This is a genomic window from Pseudomonas putida, assembly GCA_041071465.1.
Lineage (GTDB): Bacteria > Pseudomonadota > Gammaproteobacteria > Pseudomonadales > Pseudomonadaceae > Aquipseudomonas > Aquipseudomonas putida_P.
In genome coordinates, this window is sequence record CP163498.1 from 549,530 (window position 1) to 571,555 (window position 22,026).

Annotated in this window: 22 protein-coding genes and 1 pseudogene; 7 read left to right on the top strand and 16 right to left on the bottom strand. The window is 62.9% G+C overall.

The genetic code is table 11. From position 1 onward, the window contains the following. Positions 1–33: 33 nt before the first annotated feature. The 4 genes from AB5975_02420 to AB5975_02435 are packed head-to-tail and all read right to left on the bottom strand — an operon-like array spanning position 34 to position 3,706. Positions 34–951, bottom strand: coding sequence for a biotin-dependent carboxyltransferase family protein (locus tag AB5975_02420; protein XDR20826.1), 918 nt, complete (start codon positions 949–951; stop codon positions 34–36). After that, complete coding sequence (pxpB, locus tag AB5975_02425; GenBank protein XDR20827.1) at positions 948–1,634, bottom strand: 5-oxoprolinase subunit PxpB; 687 nt, start codon at positions 1,632–1,634, stop codon at positions 948–950. The genes AB5975_02420 and pxpB overlap by 4 nt, the downstream gene beginning before the upstream one ends. Next, on the bottom strand, positions 1,631–2,410 hold the full coding sequence (locus AB5975_02430) for a 5-oxoprolinase subunit PxpA (GenBank protein ID XDR20828.1): 780 nt from the start codon (positions 2,408–2,410) through the stop codon (positions 1,631–1,633). The genes pxpB and AB5975_02430 overlap by 4 nt, the downstream gene beginning before the upstream one ends. 9 nt (positions 2,411–2,419) lie before the next feature. Next, entirely contained in the window at positions 2,420–3,706 is a 1,287-nt protein-coding gene (locus tag AB5975_02435; GenBank protein ID XDR20829.1) for an MFS transporter, read from the bottom strand. A gap of 130 nt (positions 3,707–3,836) precedes the next feature. Here AB5975_02435 and AB5975_02440 point away from each other — a divergent pair, with 130 nt between their 5' ends. Together AB5975_02440 and AB5975_02445 are read left to right on the top strand one after the other, a co-directional pair. After that, positions 3,837–4,748 carry a LysR family transcriptional regulator gene (locus tag AB5975_02440; GenBank protein ID XDR20830.1) on the top strand — a complete coding sequence of 304 codons (912 nt, stop codon included), beginning with the start codon at positions 3,837–3,839 and terminating at the stop codon, positions 4,746–4,748. 209 nt (positions 4,749–4,957) lie between these two features. Then, positions 4,958–5,479 (top strand): hypothetical protein, encoded by a 522-nt coding sequence (locus AB5975_02445; protein XDR20831.1) that lies wholly within the window; start codon positions 4,958–4,960, stop codon positions 5,477–5,479. Positions 5,480–5,653: 174 nt separating this feature from the next. Here the strand turns inward: AB5975_02445 and AB5975_02450 are convergent, their stop codons facing one another. The 3 genes from AB5975_02450 to AB5975_02460 are packed head-to-tail and all read right to left on the bottom strand — an operon-like array spanning position 5,654 to position 7,470. Beyond that, positions 5,654–6,175, bottom strand: a complete 522-nt coding sequence (locus AB5975_02450) for a DUF2937 family protein (protein XDR20832.1) — start codon at positions 6,173–6,175, stop codon at positions 5,654–5,656. 9 nt (positions 6,176–6,184) lie between these two features. Beyond that, positions 6,185–6,958 carry a class II glutamine amidotransferase gene (locus tag AB5975_02455; GenBank protein ID XDR20833.1) on the bottom strand — a complete coding sequence of 258 codons (774 nt, stop codon included), beginning with the start codon at positions 6,956–6,958 and terminating at the stop codon, positions 6,185–6,187. A 14-nt stretch (positions 6,959–6,972) separates the two neighbouring features. Beyond that, on the bottom strand, positions 6,973–7,470 hold the full coding sequence (locus tag AB5975_02460) for an MFS transporter (protein ID XDR20834.1): 498 nt from the start codon (positions 7,468–7,470) through the stop codon (positions 6,973–6,975). A gap of 92 nt (positions 7,471–7,562) precedes the next feature. Here AB5975_02460 and AB5975_02465 point away from each other — a divergent pair, with 92 nt between their 5' ends. After that, positions 7,563–9,605, top strand: coding sequence for a S9 family peptidase (locus AB5975_02465; protein XDR20835.1), 2,043 nt, complete (start codon positions 7,563–7,565; stop codon positions 9,603–9,605). Between the two features lie 141 nt (positions 9,606–9,746). On the opposite strand, the gene AB5975_02470 is transcribed toward AB5975_02465, so the two are convergent. Continuing rightward, positions 9,747–10,025 (bottom strand): hypothetical protein, encoded by a 279-nt coding sequence (locus AB5975_02470; protein ID XDR20836.1) that lies wholly within the window; start codon positions 10,023–10,025, stop codon positions 9,747–9,749. Positions 10,026–10,157: 132 nt separating this feature from the next. Between AB5975_02470 and AB5975_02475 the strand changes: the two genes are divergently transcribed. After that, positions 10,158–10,529, top strand: coding sequence for a YajD family HNH nuclease (locus AB5975_02475; GenBank protein ID XDR20837.1), 372 nt, complete (start codon positions 10,158–10,160; stop codon positions 10,527–10,529). 71 nt (positions 10,530–10,600) lie between these two features. Continuing rightward, positions 10,601–11,071: an RNA methyltransferase gene (locus AB5975_02480; protein XDR20838.1), complete on the top strand. Its 471-nt coding sequence runs from the start codon at positions 10,601–10,603 to the stop codon at positions 11,069–11,071. Positions 11,072–11,224: 153 nt separating this feature from the next. Here AB5975_02480 and AB5975_02485 read toward each other — a convergent pair. The 6 genes and pseudogenes from AB5975_02485 to gabP form a co-directional block, all read right to left on the bottom strand. After that, a pseudogene (locus AB5975_02485) lies at positions 11,225–12,636 on the bottom strand (aldehyde dehydrogenase). A 13-nt stretch (positions 12,637–12,649) separates the two neighbouring features. Further along, positions 12,650–13,543, bottom strand: coding sequence for a dihydrodipicolinate synthase family protein (locus AB5975_02490; protein XDR20839.1), 894 nt, complete (start codon positions 13,541–13,543; stop codon positions 12,650–12,652). Positions 13,544–13,616: 73 nt separating this feature from the next. Then, the gene (locus AB5975_02495; protein XDR20840.1) at positions 13,617–14,945 is read right to left on the bottom strand and encodes an MFS transporter; all 1,329 of its coding nucleotides are present in this window, start codon (positions 14,943–14,945) and stop codon (positions 13,617–13,619) included. A gap of 183 nt (positions 14,946–15,128) precedes the next feature. Continuing rightward, entirely contained in the window at positions 15,129–16,448 is a 1,320-nt protein-coding gene (locus tag AB5975_02500; GenBank protein ID XDR20841.1) for an NAD(P)/FAD-dependent oxidoreductase, read from the bottom strand. Positions 16,449–16,510: 62 nt separating this feature from the next. After that, entirely contained in the window at positions 16,511–17,227 is a 717-nt protein-coding gene (locus AB5975_02505; protein XDR20842.1) for a GntR family transcriptional regulator, read from the bottom strand. Between the two features lie 294 nt (positions 17,228–17,521). Then, complete coding sequence (gabP, locus tag AB5975_02510; GenBank protein XDR20843.1) at positions 17,522–18,919, bottom strand: GABA permease; 1,398 nt, start codon at positions 18,917–18,919, stop codon at positions 17,522–17,524. Between the two features lie 229 nt (positions 18,920–19,148). Between gabP and AB5975_02515 the strand changes: the two genes are divergently transcribed. Then, entirely contained in the window at positions 19,149–19,487 is a 339-nt protein-coding gene (locus tag AB5975_02515; GenBank protein ID XDR20844.1) for a YgaP-like transmembrane domain, read from the top strand. Between the two features lie 70 nt (positions 19,488–19,557). On the opposite strand, the gene AB5975_02520 is transcribed toward AB5975_02515, so the two are convergent. Together AB5975_02520 and AB5975_02525 are read right to left on the bottom strand one after the other, a co-directional pair. Beyond that, the gene (locus tag AB5975_02520; protein XDR20845.1) at positions 19,558–20,766 is read right to left on the bottom strand and encodes a hypothetical protein; all 1,209 of its coding nucleotides are present in this window, start codon (positions 20,764–20,766) and stop codon (positions 19,558–19,560) included. A 41-nt stretch (positions 20,767–20,807) separates the two neighbouring features. Next, on the bottom strand, positions 20,808–21,257 hold the full coding sequence (locus AB5975_02525; protein ID XDR20846.1) for a YcgN family cysteine cluster protein: 450 nt from the start codon (positions 21,255–21,257) through the stop codon (positions 20,808–20,810). Positions 21,258–21,401: 144 nt separating this feature from the next. Here AB5975_02525 and AB5975_02530 point away from each other — a divergent pair, with 144 nt between their 5' ends. Further along, complete coding sequence (locus tag AB5975_02530) at positions 21,402–21,995, top strand: nitroreductase family protein (protein XDR20847.1); 594 nt, start codon at positions 21,402–21,404, stop codon at positions 21,993–21,995. The last annotated feature ends 31 nt before the right edge of the window (positions 21,996–22,026 follow it).

Genomic DNA, 22,026 nt, shown 5'->3' on the forward strand with positions numbered 1-22,026 from the left:
TTTCGCGGGTTTACCGCGAAAGGGCTGGCAGCCTCACCGCCAACGGTCCAGGTAAACCTGGTGCTCCCGCCAAGCCTCGTCCTGCACCACCGCCTTGAACCGCACCACCGCCCCTGGCATGCACTGCGCCAGCTGCGCCAGCGCCAACGGCGTCAACGCCCCCAGCCGCGGATAACCGCCAATGGTCTGCCGGTCATTGAGCAACACGATCGGCTGCCCATCCGGCGGTACCTGCACCGCCCCCAGCGGTATCCCTTCGGAAATCATCGGTGCACCCTGATAGACCAGCTGCGGCCCCAACAGACGGATACCCATGCGGTCCGCCCGGCTGTCCAGTGTCCACTCCCGGTTGAAGGCCTCGAACAGGCTGGTACCGCTGAATTCACCGATCTGCGCGCCCATCACCAGGTCAAGTACAGGCTTTTGCGGGTACTGTGGACGCAGTGCGTGCGGCACCTCGCGCAGGGTTGCATCGCTGCCGGTGAAACTTAATGCCTGGCCTTTAGCCAACGCGGCACCCTGGCCATCGATGCCACCCAGTTCTTCACGGACCACCGTGGCACAACTGCCCAGTACATCCTCGCCCATGAACCCACCCGGTGCCGCCAGGTATGCCCGCACACCCTGCCTGGGCTGCTTCAGGGTCAGGCGCTGCCCCTGGCCCAGGGCAAAGCTGCGCCAAGGTGCGATCGGCTGATCATCGACGCGCGCGTCCAGGTCGGCACCGGCCAGCGCCAGCACACAATCCTGTTCGGCCACCACGCAAAAGCCCCCCAGCGCCACCTCGACCACCGGTGCCGCCAACGGGTTGCCCAGCAGCCAGTTGGCCCAGTGCATCGCCACCCAGTCCAACGCGCCGCCCTGGGTTACCCCCAGATGGCGCACGCCGAAACGCCCGGCGTCCTGCAACTGACACAACGGCGTACTGGCCTCGATCTTCAACTGCGTCATCCTTGCGCCTCCACATCACCGCCCAAGGCCAGGAACTCACTACGCGAAACCGGCACGAAACGCACCCGATCACCCGGTTGCAACAGGCTGTAGCCCTCACGCTCTCGGTCGAACAAGCGCACCGGGGTACGCCCGATCAGGTTCCAGCCACCCGGCGATACCGCCGGATACGCCGCCGTCTGGCGCTCGGCAATGCCCACGCTACCCGCCGCCACCCGCTTGCGCGGGGTGCTCAGGCGTGGGCTGGCCAGGCGTTCGTCCACCAGGCCCATGAAACCGAAACCGGGGGCGAACCCCAAAGCAAAAACCGGGTAATCACGTTCGCTGTGCAAGTGAACAACCTCGGCTTCAGTCAACCCGCTACGGGCCGCCAGCACAGGCAGTTCAGGGCCGACACTGGCGTCGTACCACACCGGGATCTCATGTCGGCGCCCGCCGCCGCCGGCGTCGGGCTGCAAACCTTCCAGCGCCTGATCAATCAGTGCCCTCGCCTCGCCAGGCGGCAGGGCGAACTGCACCATCAGCGTGGTGTAGGACGGCACCAGGTCCAGCAGATGCTCGCCGAACGCTGCACTCAAACGCTGGCTGGCTGCAAGCATCCACGGCATGTTGGCCTCGTCGATACGGTCGAACAAGCGCACCATCAGGCTGTCGATGGCCACCACTTCAATGCGCGCTTTCATCGCGGCTCCAAGGCATCGAGGGCCTGGCGTATCTGCCGCACCGCCGCCACCGAGCTGTCGTTATCGCCATGTACGCACAGCGTGCTTGCCTGCAGGCGCAGGGCGCTACCATCGTCCGCTACCAGTGTGTCACCACGGGCCAGGCGCACGGCTTGCTCCACCACCAGCGCCGGGTCGTGATGCACCGCACCCGGCAAGCGGCGCGATACCAAGTGGCCGCTGGCGGTGTAGGCGCGGTCAGCGAACGCCTCGAACCACAGCGGTACGCCGATTTCATCGCCCAAGGCCTGGGCGGCCCGGTTGTCGGCGGTGGCCATCAACATCAGCGGCAGGGTGCTGTCGTAGGCTGCCACGGCCTCCAGCACCGTGCGCAGTTTGAGCGGGTCGGCCATCATGTCGTTGTACAGCGCACCATGGGGCTTCACGTAGGCCACGCGGCCACCCAGCACTTTGCAGATGCCGTCCAGCGCACCGATCTGGTAGTGCAGCAGGTCGCGGATTTCCTCGGGGCTGCAGGCCATGGAGCGGCGGCCGAAGCCGACCAGGTCCGGGTAGGCCGGGTGCGCACCGATGGTCACGCCGTGCTCCAACGCCAAAGCCACGGTGCGGCGCATGATGCTGGGGTCGCCAGCGTGGTAGCCGCAGGCGATATTGGCGCAATCGATATAAGGCATGACCTCGGCATCCAGGCCCATGCGCCAGCTGCCGAAACTCTCGCCCATGTCGCAATTGAGTAGCAGGCGTTCCACCACGCGGTCTCCCTTGTTGTTGTTCATAGGCCTACCTTACCGCGCCAGCAGCTGTTTGCCGCGTGTTTCCGGCAGGCTCAAGGCGGCCACGATCACAATGCCGTAGGACACCGCAGAAAACACGCCGATACCCAGGCCCAGGGGCACGTTCTGGCCGAGCATGCCGATCAGCAATGGGAACAGCGCCGCAATGACTTTGCCGATGTTGTAGCAGAAACCCTGCCCCGAACCCCGGATGCGCGTGGGGAACAGTTCGGTCAGGAATGCGCCCATGCCGCTGAAGATACCCGATGCGAAGAAGCCCAGCGGGAAGCCCAGCCACAGCATCACCCCATCGCTGACCGGCATCTGCGTGTACAGCAGCACGATGACGAACGAGCCCACGGCGAACAGGATGAAGTTCTTCTTGCGCCCCAGCAGGTCGGACAAGTACGCGCTGACCACATAACCCACGTACGAGCCGACGATCACCATGGCCAGGTAGCCACCCGTGCCCAGCACGCTCAGACCGCGCTCGTTCTTGAGGAAGGTCGGCAGCCACGAGGTGATGGCGTAGTACCCACCCAGTGCGCCAGTGGTCAGCAGGGACGCACGTACAGTGGTCCAGAGCATGCCCGGTGCGAAGATTTCGTAGAAGTGCGAAGGTGCCTCGGCGTTTTCCACCGACTTGGCCTCGCGGTATACCTCGGGGTCCTTGACCAGGCGGCGAACGAAAATCACGAAGATCGCCGGTACCAGCCCCAGCAGGAACAGTGCACGCCAGGCCTGCTCTGGCGGCAACCATGAGAACAGCAGCGCATAGAGAATCGCCGTGAGGCCCCAGCCGATGGCCCAGCCGGACTGCACCATGCCAACCGCCTTGCCTCGGTCCTGAGCACGGATCACTTCGCCGATCAACACCGCACCGGCGGTCCATTCGCCGCCGAAACCAAAGCCCATCAAGGTGCGGGCGATCAGCAGTTGCTCATAGTTCTGGGCGAAGCCGCACAGGAAGGTGAAGAAGGCGAACCACAGCACCGTCAACTGCAGGGTGCGTACCCGGCCGATGCGGTCGGAAAGAATACCGGCCACCCAGCCACCCACGGCCGAGGCGATCAGCGTGCTGGTGTGGATCAACCCGGCTTCGGTGGTGGTGATGCCCCACAGCATGATCAGCGTGGGGATGACGAAGCTGAGCATCTGCGTGTCCATGCCGTCCAGGCCATAGCCGATCTTGCAGCTCCAGAAGGTGCGCCGTTGCTGTTTGTCGATGTCGCGGTACCAGGCGAAGGGCCCGGACGAAGGGGGGGAACTGACCTGCTGCTGCACGCCGGTGGGGTTCATGGATGCCTCGGCTTGTTGGTATTGTTTTATGGGCGACATAAAGCGTCGCGGCCTGGGCACCATTGTTCAGAGGCCGCGACGCTTGAGTCCAACGATAAAAACCGCCGGTCTGGAACAAGAAAAACTGATCATGAACCTTCGCTTCCTCGAAACCTTCGTCTGGGTCGCCCGGCTCAAAAGCTTCCGCCTGACGGCGCAAAAGCTGTTCACCACCCAGGCCTCGGTGTCCAGCCGCATTGCCGCGCTGGAGGCCGACCTGGGCGTAAAACTGCTGCTGCGCGATTCCCGGGGTGTCAGCCTGACCCCGGAAGGTGGCAAGGTGCTGGAATATGCCGAGCGCATGCTGGAAACCGCCAAGGCCATGAAGCAGTCGCTGGACAGCGACCGGGCCAAGGTCGGGCGAATTCGTATTGGCGTGATGGACACGGTAATCCACACCTGGATGAGCGCGCTGGTGGCGGAACTGACCGAGCGCTACCCACAGGTGGAAATCGAGCTGGTGGCCGACACCGCGCTGAACCTGCGCGAGCAGTTGCAAAAGGGTTTTCTCGACGTGATTCTGCAGACCGACTTGCTGCGCGAGCAGTCCATCCGCAGCCTCGACCTGGCGCGCTACCCGATGGGCTGGGTAGTGGCTGCCGGCTCGCACCAGCACCGGGACTATGCCTCGCTGGCCGAGCTTGGTCGCGAGCGCATCATCACCTTCTCGAAGAACTCACGGCCGCACCAAGAGGTGCTGAGCCTGCTGCAAGCTGCGGGCGCAGAAGCGCCGCGGTTGAACTGCGTGAACTCGGTGGCGGCGATCACCCGGCTGTTGCGCGACGGTTTTGGCATTGGCGCATTGCCCCCAGCGCTGGTGGATGCCGAGCTGGGCCGGGGTGAGTTGGTGCTGCTGGAGGGGCTGCAACCGCCGCCGAGCCTGGAGCTGGTGGTGGCGTGGCAGACCGGGGTGGCGTTGGTGGATGAGGTGGTTGGGGTTTGTCGACAGGTGCTGGAAGCGTATGCGCGGGATGTGGGGGGGCAGCGGATAATGCTCTTCTGATACGACCAGCGTGGTTTTTGGACCACCGCATACGGTTCTCATCCCGTGAATGGCTGCCACCCAAGTCCTGTGGAAACGATTGAACTGGCGGTTCCAGCAGAGAAAACGCCAAACTCCGCACCTGATAATTCTGCCAGTAGTAAATTCGGGTTATGCCGCGTAGTTTACCGTTCGTGCAACTACTGCACACCAGCGTAGAGTGAACGATCATGAAAAGTGAACGGCAACTGCTTGAGGATCCATTTTACGGTGAGCCCAAATCATCCGACAGCCACCCCGGAAAGTTCAAAGGCAAGATGAAATGGCCACTCGGACGAGAAGCGCCTCTCAAACCTATCGATGTATATTTAACTATCAGTGATGCGAACTATTGGAGAGGTGTCGCCATTCTAGACAAACCGTTTGATCGCGTCGTCGTATCTATAAAAAAAGGACTTCCGGATGGAGTTTACTCGACCAGCGATTTCAACAATAATATCTTCGTCAAATGCATTTATGACGGCATGATTGCCGGCAGCATGGTTGGAACAGTAAAGTTTGATACAAAAATGGGAAACCTCAAGATTACCGATGTTTCTGGCAGTTTCGAGGCTGAGCACAGCAGGACGCCAGACATGCCCGCCCCCCTGAAAAATGCCCCTCCCAAAACAAACAAGGAAACATCCAAGTTCAAACTATCCTGCAATTTTGAGTTCTTGGATATTGCTAAATCATCCACGGACAAAACGTGATGAAATGCAGTTTCCTTCTCCAATTACAACATGGCTTTCATGCGACCGCCTTGTCCTGACGACTGCGTTCGCATGAGAGGCCCGGCCACGGCCTGCAGGTCATGGAGCCAGAGAGTGTCGCCGGCCCGACAATCTAGGCATCATTGCTAAAGCCCAGGGGGCGCTGCGCGCAGCTTAGCGCCAGCTTTCTTTCACCGCCCTGCGCCGCCCACCCAGGATCACCCAGCCAATCCCCAGCAACAGGCTTTCGACCACAAAGGCCAGCACAAACCCTGCGCCAACGCCCCAGCCAATCGCCTCGGGCACCAGCAAAATCTGGTAGCTGTAACCATTGAGGGTTTCTTCGCGCAACTGCGGGTCGGCCTGCACCAGCACATGCCAGGTACGCTCGGCCCACGGCCCTTGCAGCGCCTGCCATTCGTTTTCCAGCAGTTCGTTGCGGATCATCAGGCTTTCGATGCTGTTGGCATCACTGTTGAACACCGGGTCGTCACTGCTGCGGTAATGCTGCAGCAACGCCTGCAGGTCGCCTTTGAAAAAGCGCTCAGCCGTTTGCCGAAACCCGTCGAGCGCCTCGCGCGACTCGAACAGGTGCGCCTCGACCCGCTGGCTATAGTCCTTGACCAGCCCCGGGACCTGAATGCCGGCCAGCAGGCCGAAGGTGAACAGCAGCAACCGCAGGTAACTTCTGAACATGCAGCGTCCTTAGCTTTGGCCGTGCGCCACGCATTCGCCGTGGCGCCACAGCGCCCACTGACCCGGCTCGTAGCGGTGCCAGGTCTCGTTTTCGGTCAGGGCCTCGGTGGCGATCACCGTGACCACGTCGTTGGGGGTGGTTTCGGTATGGAAATCAACGATCAGGTCGACATCTTTCAAGCGTGCAGCGCCAAACGGCGCTCGCCGGGTGATGTGCACCAGCTTGGTCGAGCAGAAGCAGAACAGCCAGTCGCCGTCACTGAGCATGCAGTTGAACACGCCCTGCCCACGGTAACCCGCACAGGCTTCGACCAGCACCGGCAGCAGCTGTTCCACCGGCACCGGCTCTGGAAAGGCACTGCGAATGCGGTTGAGCAGGTCGCAGAAAGCCGCCTCGCTGTCGGTATCACCGACCGGCCGGTAGAAGCTGGCCTGGCCCTTGAAGTCGCCCAACTGGCCGTTGTGCGCGAAGCACCAGTTGCGCCCCCACATTTCCCGCACGAACGGGTGGGTGTTGGACAGGCACACCTTGCCGACGTTGGCCTGGCGGATATGACCGATCACCACTTCGCTCTTGATCGGGTAGCGCTGCACCAGGTTGGCCACTTCCGATTCGCTGCTCGCGGCTGGGTCCTGGAACAGGCGCAGGCCACGGCCTTCGTAAAAGCCGATACCCCAGCCATCACGGTGAGGGCCGGTGCGCCCACCGCGCTGCATCAGGCCTGTGAAGCTGAAAACGATGTCGGTAGGGACGTTGGCACTCATGCCCAGCAGTTCACACATAGGCGTGTCTCCGTTTACAGACGGGGCTCGACCCGGCCACCGCCACGCGGGGCGGCTGGGGGCGGGGCGTCACGGTAACGGTCGCCGCGCTCAGCGGCCAGCGGCGCATGGGCAACGACTGCATCATCTTCAACCGCTTGGCGCTTGGCGGCGGCTTCGGCCTGCGCGCGGCGCTCACGGGCGCGTTTTTCAAGCGGCCAGCGCAGCAGCACGAAGAGGAAATACAGGCCAAAGGCGATCAAGCCATACATGGCGAAGTCGGACACTGCTCGCCAGGCGTTGTTACCGACCTTGAAGGCGACGTCCAACGCGGTGATGGCAATGGCCGGGGCGAAGCTGTCCTTTACCGGGTCGACGATGGTCGGCGTCAGCAGCAGCACCGCCAGCACCACCCGCAGCGGTTCGCGCAGCCAGCGCCACATCCAGCCGGTGAGCTTGAAGCCCACCAGCAGGCAGCCCAGCGCGGCCACAGCGTACAGGCCCCAGGCGAAGGTGTAGTCGTTCTCGGTCATGGTGTTCGTGCAAGCCAGGCAAAGAGATGCCTATGATAAACACTTTTCCGGGCGCAGACAGTGTTTGCCTGTCCCCAGCCAAGAGATCACCCATGCCCAACAAGCCTCAGCCGCCCATCGCCCACGCCGATAACGCCGCCGACCCGTACGCCTGGCTGCAACAGCGCGACACCCCCGAGGTACTCGCCTACCTGCAAGCCGAAAACGCCTACCAGGAAGCCTGCCTGGCCGACCAGGCAGCGTTGCGTGAGCAGTTGTTCGAAGAGATCAAGGGTCGCATCCTGGAAACCGACCTGTCGCTGCCGTCGCCCTGGGGCCCCTACCTGTACTACACCCGCACCACCGCCGGCGACGAGTACCCACGTCACTACCGCTGCCCACGCCCTGCCGACGATTCGAACACCGTCGATGAAAGCCAGGAGCAACTGCTGCTCGACCCCAACGCCCTGGCCAATGGCGGCTTCCTGTCGCTGGGGGCGTTCAACGTCAGCCCCGACCACCGCCTGCTGGCCTACAGCCTCGACACCAGCGGCGACGAAATCTACACCCTGTACGTCAAGGACTTGGCCAGTGGCAGCGTCACGCCCCTGCCCTTCGACGACTGCGACGGCAGCCTGACCTGGGCCAACGACAGCCAAACGCTGTTCTTCGCCGAACTGGACGACACCCATCGGCCATGGCGCCTGCATCGCCACACCCTGGGCACTGACGCCGTGCAGACCGTGTTCGAAGAGCCCGACGGGCGCTTCTTCCTGCACTGCTATCGCACCAGCTCCGAGCGCCAACTGGTGCTGCTGCTGAACAGCAAGACCACCAGCGAAGCCTGGGTACTGGACGCCGAAACCCCGCAGGCGCCGTTCACCTGCCTGGCGCCGCGTGTCGAAGGCCATGAATATTTCCCCGACCATGGCCAGCTCGACGGCGAGTGGCGCTGGTTCATCCGTACCAACCAGGACGGCATCAACTTCGCTCTTTACCATGCCCCTGTCGCGCCAGTGCCAGGCCGTGAGCAATGGCAGGTGCTGGTGGCGCACCGCGACGCAATCATGCTCGAAGGCCTCAGCCTCAATGCCAGCGCCCTCACCCTGAGCCTGCGTGAAGGCGGCCTGCCAATCATCGAAGTACGCCCGCAGGGGCTGTCGGCCTATCGCGTCGAGCTACCCGACGCCGCCTACAGCCTGTACGTACAGGACAGCCTGGAGTTCGTCAGCACACGCGTGCGCCTGCGCTACGAAGCCCTCAATCGCCCGGCCCAGGTGCGCCAGCTGGAGCTGGCCACGGGCGCGCAGGTTGTGCTCAAGCAAACCCCGGTGCTGGGTGCGTTCGATGCCGATGACTATGTCAGCGAGCGCCTGTGGGCGACTGCGGCGGACGGCACCCAGGTGCCGATCAGCCTGGTACGCCGTCGCCGCGACCAGGGCAAGACCGTGCCGCTGTACCTGTACGGTTACGGCGCCTATGGGGAAAGCCTCGACCCGTGGTTCTCCCATGCGCGCCTGAGCCTGCTGGAGCGTGGCGTGGCCTTTGCCATCGCCCACGTGCGCGGCGGCGGTGAACTGGGTGAAGCCTGGTACCGCGCGGGCAAGCAGGAGTACAAGCACAACACCTTCAGCGACTTCATCGCCTGCGCCGAGCACCTGATCGCCAAAGGCGTGACGGCTGCCGATCGCTTGGCCATCAGCGGCGGCAGCGCCGGCGGCCTGCTGATCGGCACGGTGCTCAACCTGCGCCCCGAGCTGTTCCGCTGCGCGATTGCCGAAGTGCCGTTCGTCGACGTGCTCAACACCATGCTCGACCCCGAGCTACCGCTGACCGTGACCGAATACGACGAATGGGGCAACCCAGAGGAACCGCAGGTTTACGAGCGCATCAAGGCGTATGCACCTTATGAGAACGTAAAGGCCCAGGACTATCCAGCGATGCTGGTGGTGGCGGGTTACAACGACAGCCGCGTGCAGTACTGGGAAGCGGCCAAATGGGTGGCGCGGTTGCGTACGCGCAAGACCGACGACCACCTGCTGCTGCTCAAGACCGAAATGGGCGCAGGGCATGGCGGGATGAGCGGGCGATACCAAGGGCTGAAGGATGTGGCGCTGGAATATGCGTTCGTATTCGGCGAGCTGGGTATCGTTTGAGATAGCTAGGGGCGCTTTGCGCCCCTTTCGCGACACAAGGCCGCTCCCACACGAGTCCTGCGCGGTATCTGTGGAAACGGCCTAGTGTCGCGATGGGCTGCAAAGCAGCCCCAAAAACCACCGCCACACACGTCTGCTATATCAATCATCATCCACCGCCGGTTTCGGCGGTTCTGGCCGCAACCCCGGCAATGGCTGGTCCTTCGGCGGCCCGGGCACCGGCATCGGTGGCAACAGCGGCGCCCCCGGCTGGCTGTCATAAGCCTTGGGCGGCGTACTCGGGGTTATCTGCGGGTATGGCGTAGGCGTCGGCGTACCGGGTGCGCCGGGTACCGGGGTAGTGAGCCGGGGTGGCGTGCTGGCGGCTTCGGCCAGGGGCCAGCCTGCCAGCAACAGCGCGGTGAGGATCGCGTGAAACATCAGCAACCTCCTGTCGGGAACCTTCCAACAGCCTACGCCTAAATCAAAGCTTTCGCCTGTCCGCCTGCCCTGCAAGCGCGCTAGACTCAATGACATAACCGTCATCTGCCTGATCAGAACAAAGGAAACACCATGAGCTCCACCTCTTCCGCCGCCGCCACCGCGCGCCTCGACCGCATTCTGGCCGACGCCAAGCGCGACAAGGAAATGGGCTACCGCGACAAGGCCCTGAGAATGTACCCGCACGTTTGTGGCCGCTGCGCCCGCGAGTTCGCCGGCAAGCGCCTGAGCGAGCTGACCGTGCACCACCGCGACCACAACCACGACAACAACCCGCAGGACGGCTCCAACTGGGAGCTGCTGTGCCTTTACTGCCACGACAACGAGCACTCGCGCTACACCGACCAGCAGTACTTCAGCGAAGGCTCCACCAGCACCCCGAGCATCGCCAAGGCCACTCACAACCCGTTCGCTGGTCTTGCGGGCATGCTGAAGAAAGACTGACCATCGATTTGCCCCCCGCAGCTACCGGGCAGCCCGTATAATCGCGCTTTTTTCGCGAAGGGCCCCGGTACGTGGCAAACAAACGATACAGCTGCATCGGCCTGTTCAACCCAAAGTCGGCAGAAAACGTCGGCTCGGTGATGCGCGCCGCGGGCTGCTATGGCGTCAATTCGGTGTTTTACACCGGCAAACGGTATGAGCGCGCGCGTGACTTCGTCACCGACACCAAGCGCGTGCACTACGACATCCCGCTGATCGGCATCGACGATCTGCAGCGCATCATCCCGCTGGGCTGCACGCCAGTGGCGGTGGAGCTGGTGGAAGGTGCGCGGCCCTTGCCGGAATATACCCACCCGGACCGGGCCATCTACATCTTCGGGCCGGAGGATGGTTCGTTGAGCGAGGAAGTGCGGGGGTGGTGTGAAGAGACTATCTACATTCCGACCGAGGGTTGCATGAACCTGGCAGCGACGGTGAACGTGGTGCTGTATGACCGTTTGGCCAAAGGGCTGAATACCCGCTCGGGGCCCAAGTTCAAGTAATGAAAAGGCCGCCACTGCAACAGCAGGGGCGGCCAGGTGCTGAGCTCCGTCAGAACAGCACCGGTCTTGCTCGAATCACGAAGCGTTGATCCAGATGGTCTTCAGCTCCGTGTACTGGTCGTGGGCCCAGATGGACTTGTCGCGCCCACCAAAGCCAGACTCTTTGTAGCCACCGAACGGCGTGGTCACGTCACCTTCGCCGAAGCAGTTGACTGTGACCACACCCGCGCGGATTTCACGCGACAGGCGCAGCGCATTGCGCAAGCTGCCGGTGTAGGCCGAAGCCGCCAGGCCGTATACGGTGTCGTTGGCCAGCTCGATCGCCTCGTCGATGGTCTCGAAGCTGGTCACGCTCAGCACCGGGCCGAAGATTTCCTCGACGAACAGTTTGTTGTCACGGCCAACGTTGTCGACGATGGTCGGCTGCACGAACACGCCGTCCTCGGTTTCGCCCCCTGAACGATGCTGAGTTTTTGCTCGGCAGCGTATTCCAGGTACGACTTGACCTTCTCGAAATGCGACTTGCTGACCATGGCGCCCAGGCGGTTGTCCGGGTCCAGCGGGTCGCCCAGCTTCCAGCCCTTCAGGTGCTTGGCGATGAGGCTCAGCAGCTCGTCCTTCACGTCCTTGTGCACGATCAGGCGCGACGAGGCCGAGCAGTTCTCCCCCATGTTCCAGAACGCACCTGCGGTGACGAACTGGGCCACTTCGTCCAGGTCCTCGACGTCGTTCATGACCACGGCCGGGTTCTTGCCACCCAGCTCCAGGACGATGCGCTTGAGGTTGGACTCGGCAGCGTATTTCAGGAACAGGCGGCCAGTGTCGGTCGAGCCGGTGAAGCTGACCATCGGGATATCCATGTGCCGGCCGATGGCCTCACCCACTTCGCGGCCACCGCCAGGCACCAGGTTGAACACACCGGCCGGGATGCCGGCCTCGTGGGCCAGCTCGGCCACGCGCAGGGCGCTGAGGGTGGTTTCTTTGGCCGGTTTGACCACAATCGAGCAACCGGCAGCCAGCGATGGGGCAATCTTCCAGGCCAGCATCAGCAGCGGGAAGTTCCACGGCAGCACCAGGCCGACTACGCCAATGGCTTCACGCACCACCATGGTGACGGCTGCGTTGCCGGTCGGCGCGGTGGCGTCGTAGATCTTGTCGATCAGCTCGGCGTGCCAGCGGAGCGTGTGGATGGTTTCCGGTACATCGACTGTCTGGCACTCGCTGACCGGCTTGCCACTGTCCAACGCTTCCAGCACGGCCAACTCGTGGGCATTGTCCTCCAGCAACTGGGCGAACTTCTGCAGCACGTGCTTGCGGTCGCTGGGCTGCATCTTCGACCAAGTGCCTGCTTCGAACACACGCTTGGCAGCGGCCACGGCGACGTTGACATCGTTGACGTCGCAGGCGGCGACCTCGGCCAGTTGCTTGCCGGTGGCCGGGTTGGTGGTGACGAAGGTCTTGCCCGAGATGGCATCGCGGAATTCGCCGTCGATGAAGGCCTTGGTCCGCAGTTGCAGTTCGGCGGCGATGGCCGCGTATTGTTCCTTGCTCAGCAATTCAGCCATTTTTCCGGCCTCCTTATTTGATCTGGGCGATGGTGGCTTTCAGCTCGGTGACCACGCGCTTGAGTGCTTGCTTCTCGGCGTCATCCAGGTCGTACAGCGGCTTGCGCACGCCGCCGGTTTTCAAGCCATTCAGGGCCACGCCGTTCTTGATGGCCTGGACGAACTTGCCACCTTCCAGGAAGTCCATCAGCGGCATCATGGCGGCCATGATCTTGCGGCCTTTGGCGAAGTCCTTCTCGATCACGCAGGCCTCGTAGAGGGCCACGTGCTCGCGCGGGATGAAGTTGGAACCGGCGCAGACCCAGCTCTGGGCGCCCCAGGCGAAGAACTCCAGGGCCTGGTCGTCCCAGCCGCACGACAGCTGGATGTTCGGGCGATGGATGGCCAGGCGGTGCAGCTGGGCCATGTCACCGGAGCTTTCCTTGATGGCGACGATGTTCTTCACGTCGGCCACGGCGTCGAAGAATGCTTCACCCATGCTCACGCTCATGCGGCCTGGGTAGTTGTAGAGCATGATCGGCAGACCGGCGGCAGCGTCGACAGCCTTCACGTGCAGGGCGATTTCCTGCTGGGTCGGCAGCGCGTACGGTGGGGTGCCGACCAGCAGCGCGTCAGCCTTGATTTCCTTGGCGTGCTGGGCGAAGGCAACCGCATCTTCGGTACGGATGCCACCGGTGCCGACGATCAGCGGCAGGCGGCCGTTGAGCACGTCCTTGGCCTGGGCAGCCAGGTCGATGCGCTCCTGGGTGGTGTGGGCGTAGTACTCGCCGGTGGAGCCGCCAATGATGACGCCGTGGACTTTCGACTCGACCAGGTATTCGAGGACCTCGGCGAACGCCGCCTTGTCGATCGAGCCGTCCGCAGCCAGCGGAGTGATTGCCGGGGTGTAGATGCCTTCGAATTTCACGGTAGGTTCTCCAGTGCGTTGCTCAGTGTTGTGAAGGCCGCAACGCAAAGACGCTGCGGCGGGTTGTAGGGTTTCAGCTCAGCGAAGCCGCTTGTTGCAGGTTCAGCGAGCGGGTTTCCGGGGCCAGGGCAACCGAGAAAGCCAGGCCGACGAAGGTCACGGCAGCGGCGGCGTACATGGTGGCGCCGATGCCGTAGCTATCGAGGGCGATGGGCACCAGCCAGGTGCCGACGGCGGCACCGACCCGCGACATGGAGGTGCCCACGCCCACGGCGCCGGCACGGATTTCGGTGGGGAACAATTCGTTGGGGTACACCAGCTGCAGCACCTGGGCGCCACCGATGAACAAGGCATAGGCACCAAACAGCACCAGGATGAGCATCTCGTTGCCGTTGCTGAAGGCACCCAGGCCCAGCAGCGCCAACCCCGACCAGAAGAAGCTGTGCAACAGCGTGGTGCGCCGGCCGATGGTGTTGAGCAGGCGGGTGCCCACAATACAGCCGACCACGAAGAGGAAGGTGATTGCAATGGAGCCGATCGATGCCCAGTCACCTTTGAGGTTCAGCGCGCCCAGCACTTTCGGGGCGAATGCGTACACCGCAAACACAGGGATCACCGAGCAGGTCCAGAACATGGTGACGAACAACATGCGCTTGCCATAGCCGGAGTGCAGCAGGCTGAGGAACGACAGTTTGCGGGTCTTGGGCTCTTCCGGCAGGTTGCTCAGCGAAAACCCCTGGCCGTAGACGCGCTTGATCACCTCATCGGCCTCGGCCGAGCGGCCCTTGCTGATCAGCCAGCGTGGCGATTCGGGAGTACCCAGGCGGATGGCGAACAGCAGCGCACCGATCACTGCGGCGCTGGCCAGCACCAGGCGCCAGGCATCGTCGCCGCCGTGGCGAAGGATGGCCTCACCCGCCAGATAGGCAGTGGCGGCGCCGGCAAACCACAACACCGTCAGGGTAGCCAGGCGCGGGCCACGGTTCTTCCTGGGCAGGAACTCCACCAGCAGCGACGTGGCGACCGGATATTCGATACCCACGGCAATACCGATGGCGAACCGCAGCAGGAACAATACCAGCGCCGACTCGACCCAGAACTGCGCGACCGAAGCCAGGATGAACAAGGTCGGGCCAACGAAGAACACGCGCTTGCGGCCGAAGCGGTCGGTCAGCCAACCGCCGAAGAAACCACCGAAGAAAATGCCGATCAACGCCGAGGCGGCGATCATGCCCTGCCAGAAACTGGTCAGGTTGAGCCCTGCGGACATCTGCACCATGGCCACGCCGATGATGCTCAGTACATAGCCGTCGACGAACGAGCCGCCACCGGAGCGCAGGGTCAGCCACTGGTGGAAGTTGTTGATCGGTACATCTTCAATCGAAACATTCGGACTTGTCATTATTGTTCCTACCATTTCTGCTACATGCACATTTGCAAGGCGAGCGCGTCCGCGAAACTGAAAACCGCCTTCAGCCCCGGGTGATCGAACTGCGCATCTCGATCATCAAGTTCGGGCAAGCCGCGCCCGTGCCGGCCAACCAATGCCGACGTAAATGTTCTATTGGCCTAACTCAGCTGACGATCAGCTTTCTTTGCCAGCGCGGAACTGCCCCCACATGAGGTTGGCGTTCAGCCCCAGGGAAACCAGGGGTTGCGGCGGGTTTGCAGAGGGCCCGGGGGCATTGAGCAAAAACTCGATCAGCTCGTGCTTGTCGCCAGCCAGCCAGTCGGCCAGCAACTTGCCGGTAACGGTGCCACGGGTAACGCCCAGGCCGTTGCAGCACAGTGCACCTACAACATTGGGCGCCAACTTGCCAAAGAAGCCCATGTGGTTGCGCGATAATGCCAGTGCACCGCCCCAGGTATATTCGAAGTTCACATTGGGCAACATCGGGAAGCGTCGGGCGAACGATTCGCGGTGGCGCTGGACGAAGCGCTCCAGGTATTTGCCATTGCTGCGCCCGTCGGGGTTGTAGCTGAAGCTGTTGCGGATCAACAGGCGGTTGTCGACGGTGCGGCGCATGGTGGTGCCGAACGGGTCGGCCGGGATCACGCCCCAGTAGGGCTTGCCGCCAAGACGTGCCTGTTCGTCCTCGGTCAGCGGCCGGGTGATGCTGCCGTAGGTGAACACCGGCAGCATGCGGCCCTTGAGGAAGCCGAAGCTCATGCCGAAGGCGTTGGTGGTGAGCACCAGCTTGTCGGCGGTGATCGAACCGTGGGCGTGGCGCAGCACCACCTTGTCGCCGTACTCGACGTCGGTGATCGGGGTGTGCTCGTACAACGAGACGTTGGACGGCAGGCTGTCGGCGAGGCCTTTGACCAACGCCGAAGGTTGCAGCAAGGCAGTGCCGGGCGTGAACAGGCCCTTGCGGTAGAAATCCGTGCCGATGTGCTCAGGCAGGTCGCGCCCCTCGACCACTTCGTAGGGTTGCCCCAGTTTGTCCAGCCCCCGGCGGTAGGCATCCAGCACGGCAATACCGCGGCCTTCGATGGCCGCCTGGTACTTGCCGCAGTGGCGGAACTGGCACTCGATGGCGTAACGCTCGATCAGGTCCTTGAGGTACTGCTGGCCACCCAGGTTGAGCTTGAGCACGGTCTTGGCGATAGCGATGTCGCCAATGTAGTCCTCGGCGCCGATATCGTGCGGCAGGTCGATGGCAAAGCCGGCATTGCGCCCGGAGGTGCCATAACCGACCTCCTGGGCCTCGACCAGTATGATCTCGTCATGCGGAAAGTTCGTTGCCAGCTGCCGCGCGGCAGCCAGGCCGGTGAAACCGGCGCCGACCACCACCCAACGCGCCTGGCTGCGGCCCTTGTGGGCCGGCCTTGGCGTGCGGGGCTTGCTCAGGTGATACCAGCCACAGGTGGCATCATCGGCGGGTAACGAACTTATTCTTGTCATGTCACAAACCTGGTTCTTGTAGTCGTCGAATGGTCAGCACCGGCGGGGCTTACCTGTGTAACTCAAATCTGAATCGGCACATCCAGCCCTTGCGGCGCGGCGTACTCCGCCATGCGCCGGCGCGACAGCTCGAAGTGCTCACGCACCAGCTGGCCTGCGGCTTGCGGGTCGCGGCGCTCGATGGCCTGGATCATTTGTTCGTGCTGTTCACACGCCAGCTCGAGGTCGCGCTGCATGTCGTCGGTGGTCGGGTGGCGATAGAAGATCTTGCCCAAGCGGGTGTGGTCGATCAGCAGGCGGCGCAGGCTTGGCATCAGGTAATCGTTGTGCGCCATCTTGCCGATTTCCAGGTGGAAGGCGTCGTTGTAAAGCACGCGGTTTTCCACGTCGCGCTCTTCGATGGCCTGGCGGAATTGGGCCTGGATAGCCTTGAGCACTGCGATTTCTTCAGCGCTGGCATAGGTGGCGGCCAGCTGGGTAGTGGCCACGTAGATAAGCGGGGCGGCAACGTAAAAGCTGTGCAGCGACTCGTGGTTCATGGCGGCGACGCGTGGCGCGCGGTTGGCTTCCAGTTCGATGTAGCCTTCGGCGGCAATCTGGCGCAGCAACTCGCGCACAGGGGGGCGCGACAGGCCAAATTCGTCGCACAGGGCCAATTCATCCACCACGGCGCCCGGGGCCAGTTCCATGCTCAGGATCCGGCGACGCAGCGCTTCGGCGAGGACGGCTTTGCGGTCCTGCGGCACTTCTGCAGCGAGTGGTTGGACGGTGGCTTTCATGGCGGCCTTCTTTGTTGTCATAGCGCTGTGTCTACTATTTGTATAACGACTATAGGGTACTGTTAGACAATGTGTCTACAGCATTTTCGATGAACGGCGAAATCTGTCTGAGCCTTTGTTTATAAGGGTTCCAGCGGGTTTCCGGGGGAGATTAAACACCCTTGAGGCTGCATTGCCAAACCGGACAAAAAACTCTCCAGACAAGACAAGTGCGCACAATGTGCCGGCCTCTTCGCCGCTACAAACAAAAAAGCCACCTGCAAGCAGGTGGCTCCCTTCCAGTCACATTTCCCGTTACGCGGTTGCCAAGGCCTCCCGCCGCGCATGCCGTTTGCTGGTAACCACCCCCAGCACCAGAATCACCAGCGCCAGTGCCAGAGTCAGCGACACCTCCATGCGGTGCTTGGGCATGACAAACATGGTGCCCAGGGCAAAGATGATGAAGCCGATGACTGCATAGGTCAGCCACGGGTACAGCCACATACGGAAAGCGATCTCGACATTCTGCCGCTGCAGGATCGCGCGCATGCGCAGTTGCGAGCACGCAATCGCCAGATACACCAGCAAGGCAATCGAACCGGAGCTGGCCAGCAGGAAGGCGAACACCTCAGCCGGGGCAAAGTAGTTGACGATGGTCGCCAACATGCCGATCAGCGTACTGCCAATCACCGCCGCACGCGGTACGCCAACCTTCGAGGTGCGCTGGATGAAGCCCGGTGCATCGCCACGCTTGCTCAGCGAGTAGAGCATCCGCGACGAGATGTAGATCGACGAGTTCAGGCAGCTGGCCACCGCCACCAGCACGACGATGTCCACCAACTGCTTGGCGTAGGGGATGCTCATGATTTCCAGCGCTCGCTGGTAGGAGCCCTGCACGGGCAGCAGCGGGTCGTTCCATGGCACCACCGAGATGATCACGAAGATCGAAAGCAGGTAGAACACGCTGATGCGCCAGATGACCGAACGGGTAGCCTTGGCGATGTTGCGTGCCGGGTCTTTCGATTCGGAGGCGGCAATGGTCACCGCCTCGGTACCCAGGTAACTGAACATGGTGGTCAGCAAGGCGCCGATAATCGCCGTCCAGCCATTGGGCATAAACCCGCCCTGCTGCTCCAGCAACCGTGGCAGCCCACTGACTTCACGCCCAGGCAACACACCGGCCAGCGCCGCTGCCCCCAGGGCGATGAACGCGACGATGGCAATGACCTTGAGCATGGCGAACCAGAATTCGAATTCGCCGTACTTGGCCACACTGAACAGGTTGGTCGCGGTCAGCAGCACGGTCATGCTCAGGGCAAAGAACCAGGCATCGATGTGCGGGAACCAGTTGTTGAGCACCACGCCAGCGGCGATGGCTTCGATGGGAATCACCAGCACCCAGAACCACCAGTACAGCCAGCCGATGGTAAAGCCGGCCCAGCGGCCGATGGCGCGGTCGGCGTAGGTGGAGAACGAGCCGGTATCGGGGCTGGCGACTGCCATTTCCCCGAGCATGCGCATCACCAGTACCACCAATGCACCTGCCAAGGCGTAGGCGACGATGGCCGAGGGGCCGGCCGCGGCGATGGCGTGCCCGGAGCCGATGAACAACCCGGCACCGATCACCCCGGCGATGGAGAGCATGGTCACATGGCGTTGCTTGAAGCCTTGCGCCAGCTGATTGCCGGCGCCACTCGCGCTTGTCATTGTCATCCTGATCCCTGCTTTTGTTTTCTTTGTGGGGGGACGTGAAGCTCCTGGATCGAAACCCAGCGTGGATGAGCTTCGCGCCCGGTCACGGTACGCCAGCAAGGGGGCGGTCAAGTTGCCTGGATCCGCCACGGAGTTGACCATAGATGACATTGCCACCGCCGGGCGCCCCGATTGAACGCCGGCGACTTCCTGCAGGTCACCTGCAGACATTTCACACGGAGGTCTTGCCATGTTCGATATCCACTCTGCTGCGACGTCGCAGCACAATGTTCATGGCCTGGAACGGGTCAGCTCGCTGGCTGGCGGAGCGCTGATGTTCAGCAAGGGGCTGCGCCATGGTGGCCTGGTCGGCTTGCTGCAAATGGTGGTGGGCGGCATTGCGGTAGCACGCGGCGTCAGCGGGCACTGCTCAACCAAGGCCTGGTGGCAGCGGCATCGGCAGGAATACCACCGGTTGCGTTCGGATATAGCGCGCAGCGCGGCAGAACTGGAGGTGTTGAAGGCCAGTGCCAGGGCGGCGACCAGAGGGGTGACGGTAACCGGGAAGGATCCGTTGGCCGACAGCTGAATCTGCTTTACCTGTACCGACCTCTTCGCGGGCAGGCCCGTGAAGAGGTCGGTACAGGTAACAAAAGTGCCTAGCGCAACGCCTTGCTCTGCAACACCTCGGAACGCCGGCCCAGCACATTCTCGCTGATCTGCACGAAGTCCTCGGTACTGACGCTGGGCAGGCGCATCAACCCGCGCACCACATCGTCCAGCGAGCGCTTGGCCTGGGTGTGAATGCGGATTTCCTTGTCCAGTGCCTGAAGCAAGATCACCCCACGGGCCACCTGGGCCGGGCTTGTGCGCTCGCCCTTGAGCCGGGTGACCTTGGCGCCTTGCTTGCTCAGGCGGGCCTGCCAGGCCTGGTAACGGTCATCGCTTACACCACCGGAACGGCGCAGCAACTCGCTGGCGTAGTAATCGGTCAGGCTCTCTACCAACCAGTCATTGCCGTCGCGCCCATGAATCTGCGCAAACAGCTGCACCACTTCGCGCAGCAACGGGCTGCTGCCATTCTCGCTGACCATCGGCCGAGCACTGTGCAGGTACAGCGAACCCTGGGCCGCCATCGCCCCACGCCACATGCCGTCACGCGCCCCCACCAGCAGCAGCTTTGGCGGATTGCGCGGGAACACTGCCTGCAATTGCGGCCAGACGAATGTGAGCAAGGTCAGGCTGTCCATACGCCGCATGCCCTGCCCCACCGGCGCGGCAACGGTCACTTCGGTATCGCCCAGGCGGGCACGGCGGCTGCCCAGGTCACCGGCCAGCATCCAGCCGGTCGGGCGATCGAACAGGCGCGAAACGTTGTCGATGCGGAATTTGTCCTTGCCAATACGCGGCCATGAGGTTTCGATGCTTTTCCACCCTTCGGGCAGGTCGAAAGCCAGGCGCGCCACAAGCTCCGTGCCATCCTGCTGATCGAGACGCGCAGGCGGTATCAGCTGATCGCCGAGAAACAGCGCCCAATGCGGGGTAATGCGCGATGAATAAGCGCCACTGGTCAGTTTCTGGTCCAACTGCACGCGGTAGCTGAGGCTGGTCTTGCCCGCCGCCGGCTGCCACACACCACGCTGGCCCTTGAGTTGCCATTGGCCATCTGCCTGGAAGCCACTGTAGGCACCGGCCTTGCCCAGGTCGAAGTCCAGGCTGCGCACGGCGCTGCCGTCGGCCAATGTCACGCGGACTTGCGCCTGACCACTGGCAGGCAGCAGGCGCACCTGGTAGTCGAGGTCGACTTTTTTCGCCCAGGCTGGCGAACTGGCCATCAGGCCCAACAGCAAGAACAGCTGGCAACGCATACAGAAACTCCTTGTTTCCCCGTGGCAGCGGGCCGCGCCGGTCAGCTGGCGCGGAAGATCAGGTGGTCTTCCCAGTCGTCTTCGTGCACATCCTGCTCCCTGAGCATACGCCCCGACTGGGAAATGCGCTGTTCATGAACCTGTTGACGATCGCCGCAAACCAGGTGATGCCAGGCTGGCAGGTCCTTGCCCTCACTGACCAGGCGGTAGCCGCAGGTACTCGGCAGCCACTTGAACTGGTCGGCCTTGCCTGGGGTGAGCTGGATGCAGTCCGGCACCTGGGCGAAGCGGTTGGGGTAGTCGCTGCACTGGCAGGAATCAAGGTCCAGCAGCTTGCAGGCGATGCGCGTGTAATAGACGCTGTTGTCGTCTTCGTCCTCGAGCTTTTGCAGGCAGCACAGGCCGCAGCCGTCACACAGCGCCTCCCACTCTTGCGGGCTGAGTTGTTCGAGGGTCTTGCGCTGCCAGAACGGCGCGTTTTCAGCGATCATCACACGGGGTTCCTGCATTCATCTTGGGGCCACGGCGCGCGGCGGCGCCAGTCTAGAGCCTGGCCTTCGGCAAAGCCAGACCGCTTGTCAGTCGCGACGGGACGCAGTAGCGTGCGCTTTTCCCGTCCGTTTGCAGGAGCCGCCATGAGCGCCAACCCCCGCATTGCCGATTACGCCATCAACGAGCAGTTCATCAACCGCTGGTCGCCACGCGCCTTTACCGCCGAGCCGATCAGCGAAGAAACCCTGCTGAGCTTCCTTGAAGCCGCCCGTTGGGCACCGTCGGCGTACAACTCGCAGCCTTGGCGCTTCCTTTATGCCCGCCGTGACACGCCGAGCTGGGAGCGCTATCTGAGCCTGCTGGTGCCGTTCAACCGTAGCTGGGCGCAACAGGCGTCGGCACTGGTGCTGGTCATTTCCAAGACCACGTTCGCGGCCCCAGGCGCTACGGAAGAAAAACCGGCGCTGTGGCACACCTTCGACACCGGCTCCGCCTGGGGGCACCTGGCGCTGCAAGCCAGCATCAGCGGCTGGCATACCCATGGCATGGCCGGCTTCGACCAGGACCTGGCGCGTCAGGAACTGAAGATTCCTGAAGGCTATGTGCTGCATGCCATGGTGGCGATCGGCAAGCTGGGTGACAAGGCCAGCCTGGACGAGGCGCTGCAGGCGCGTGAAGTACCGAGCCCACGCAAGCCGTTGAGCGAGCTGGCGGCCGAGGGCGATTTCAGCCTGTAAGCTAGGGGTTGGCTGTACCGGCCGTGTGCTG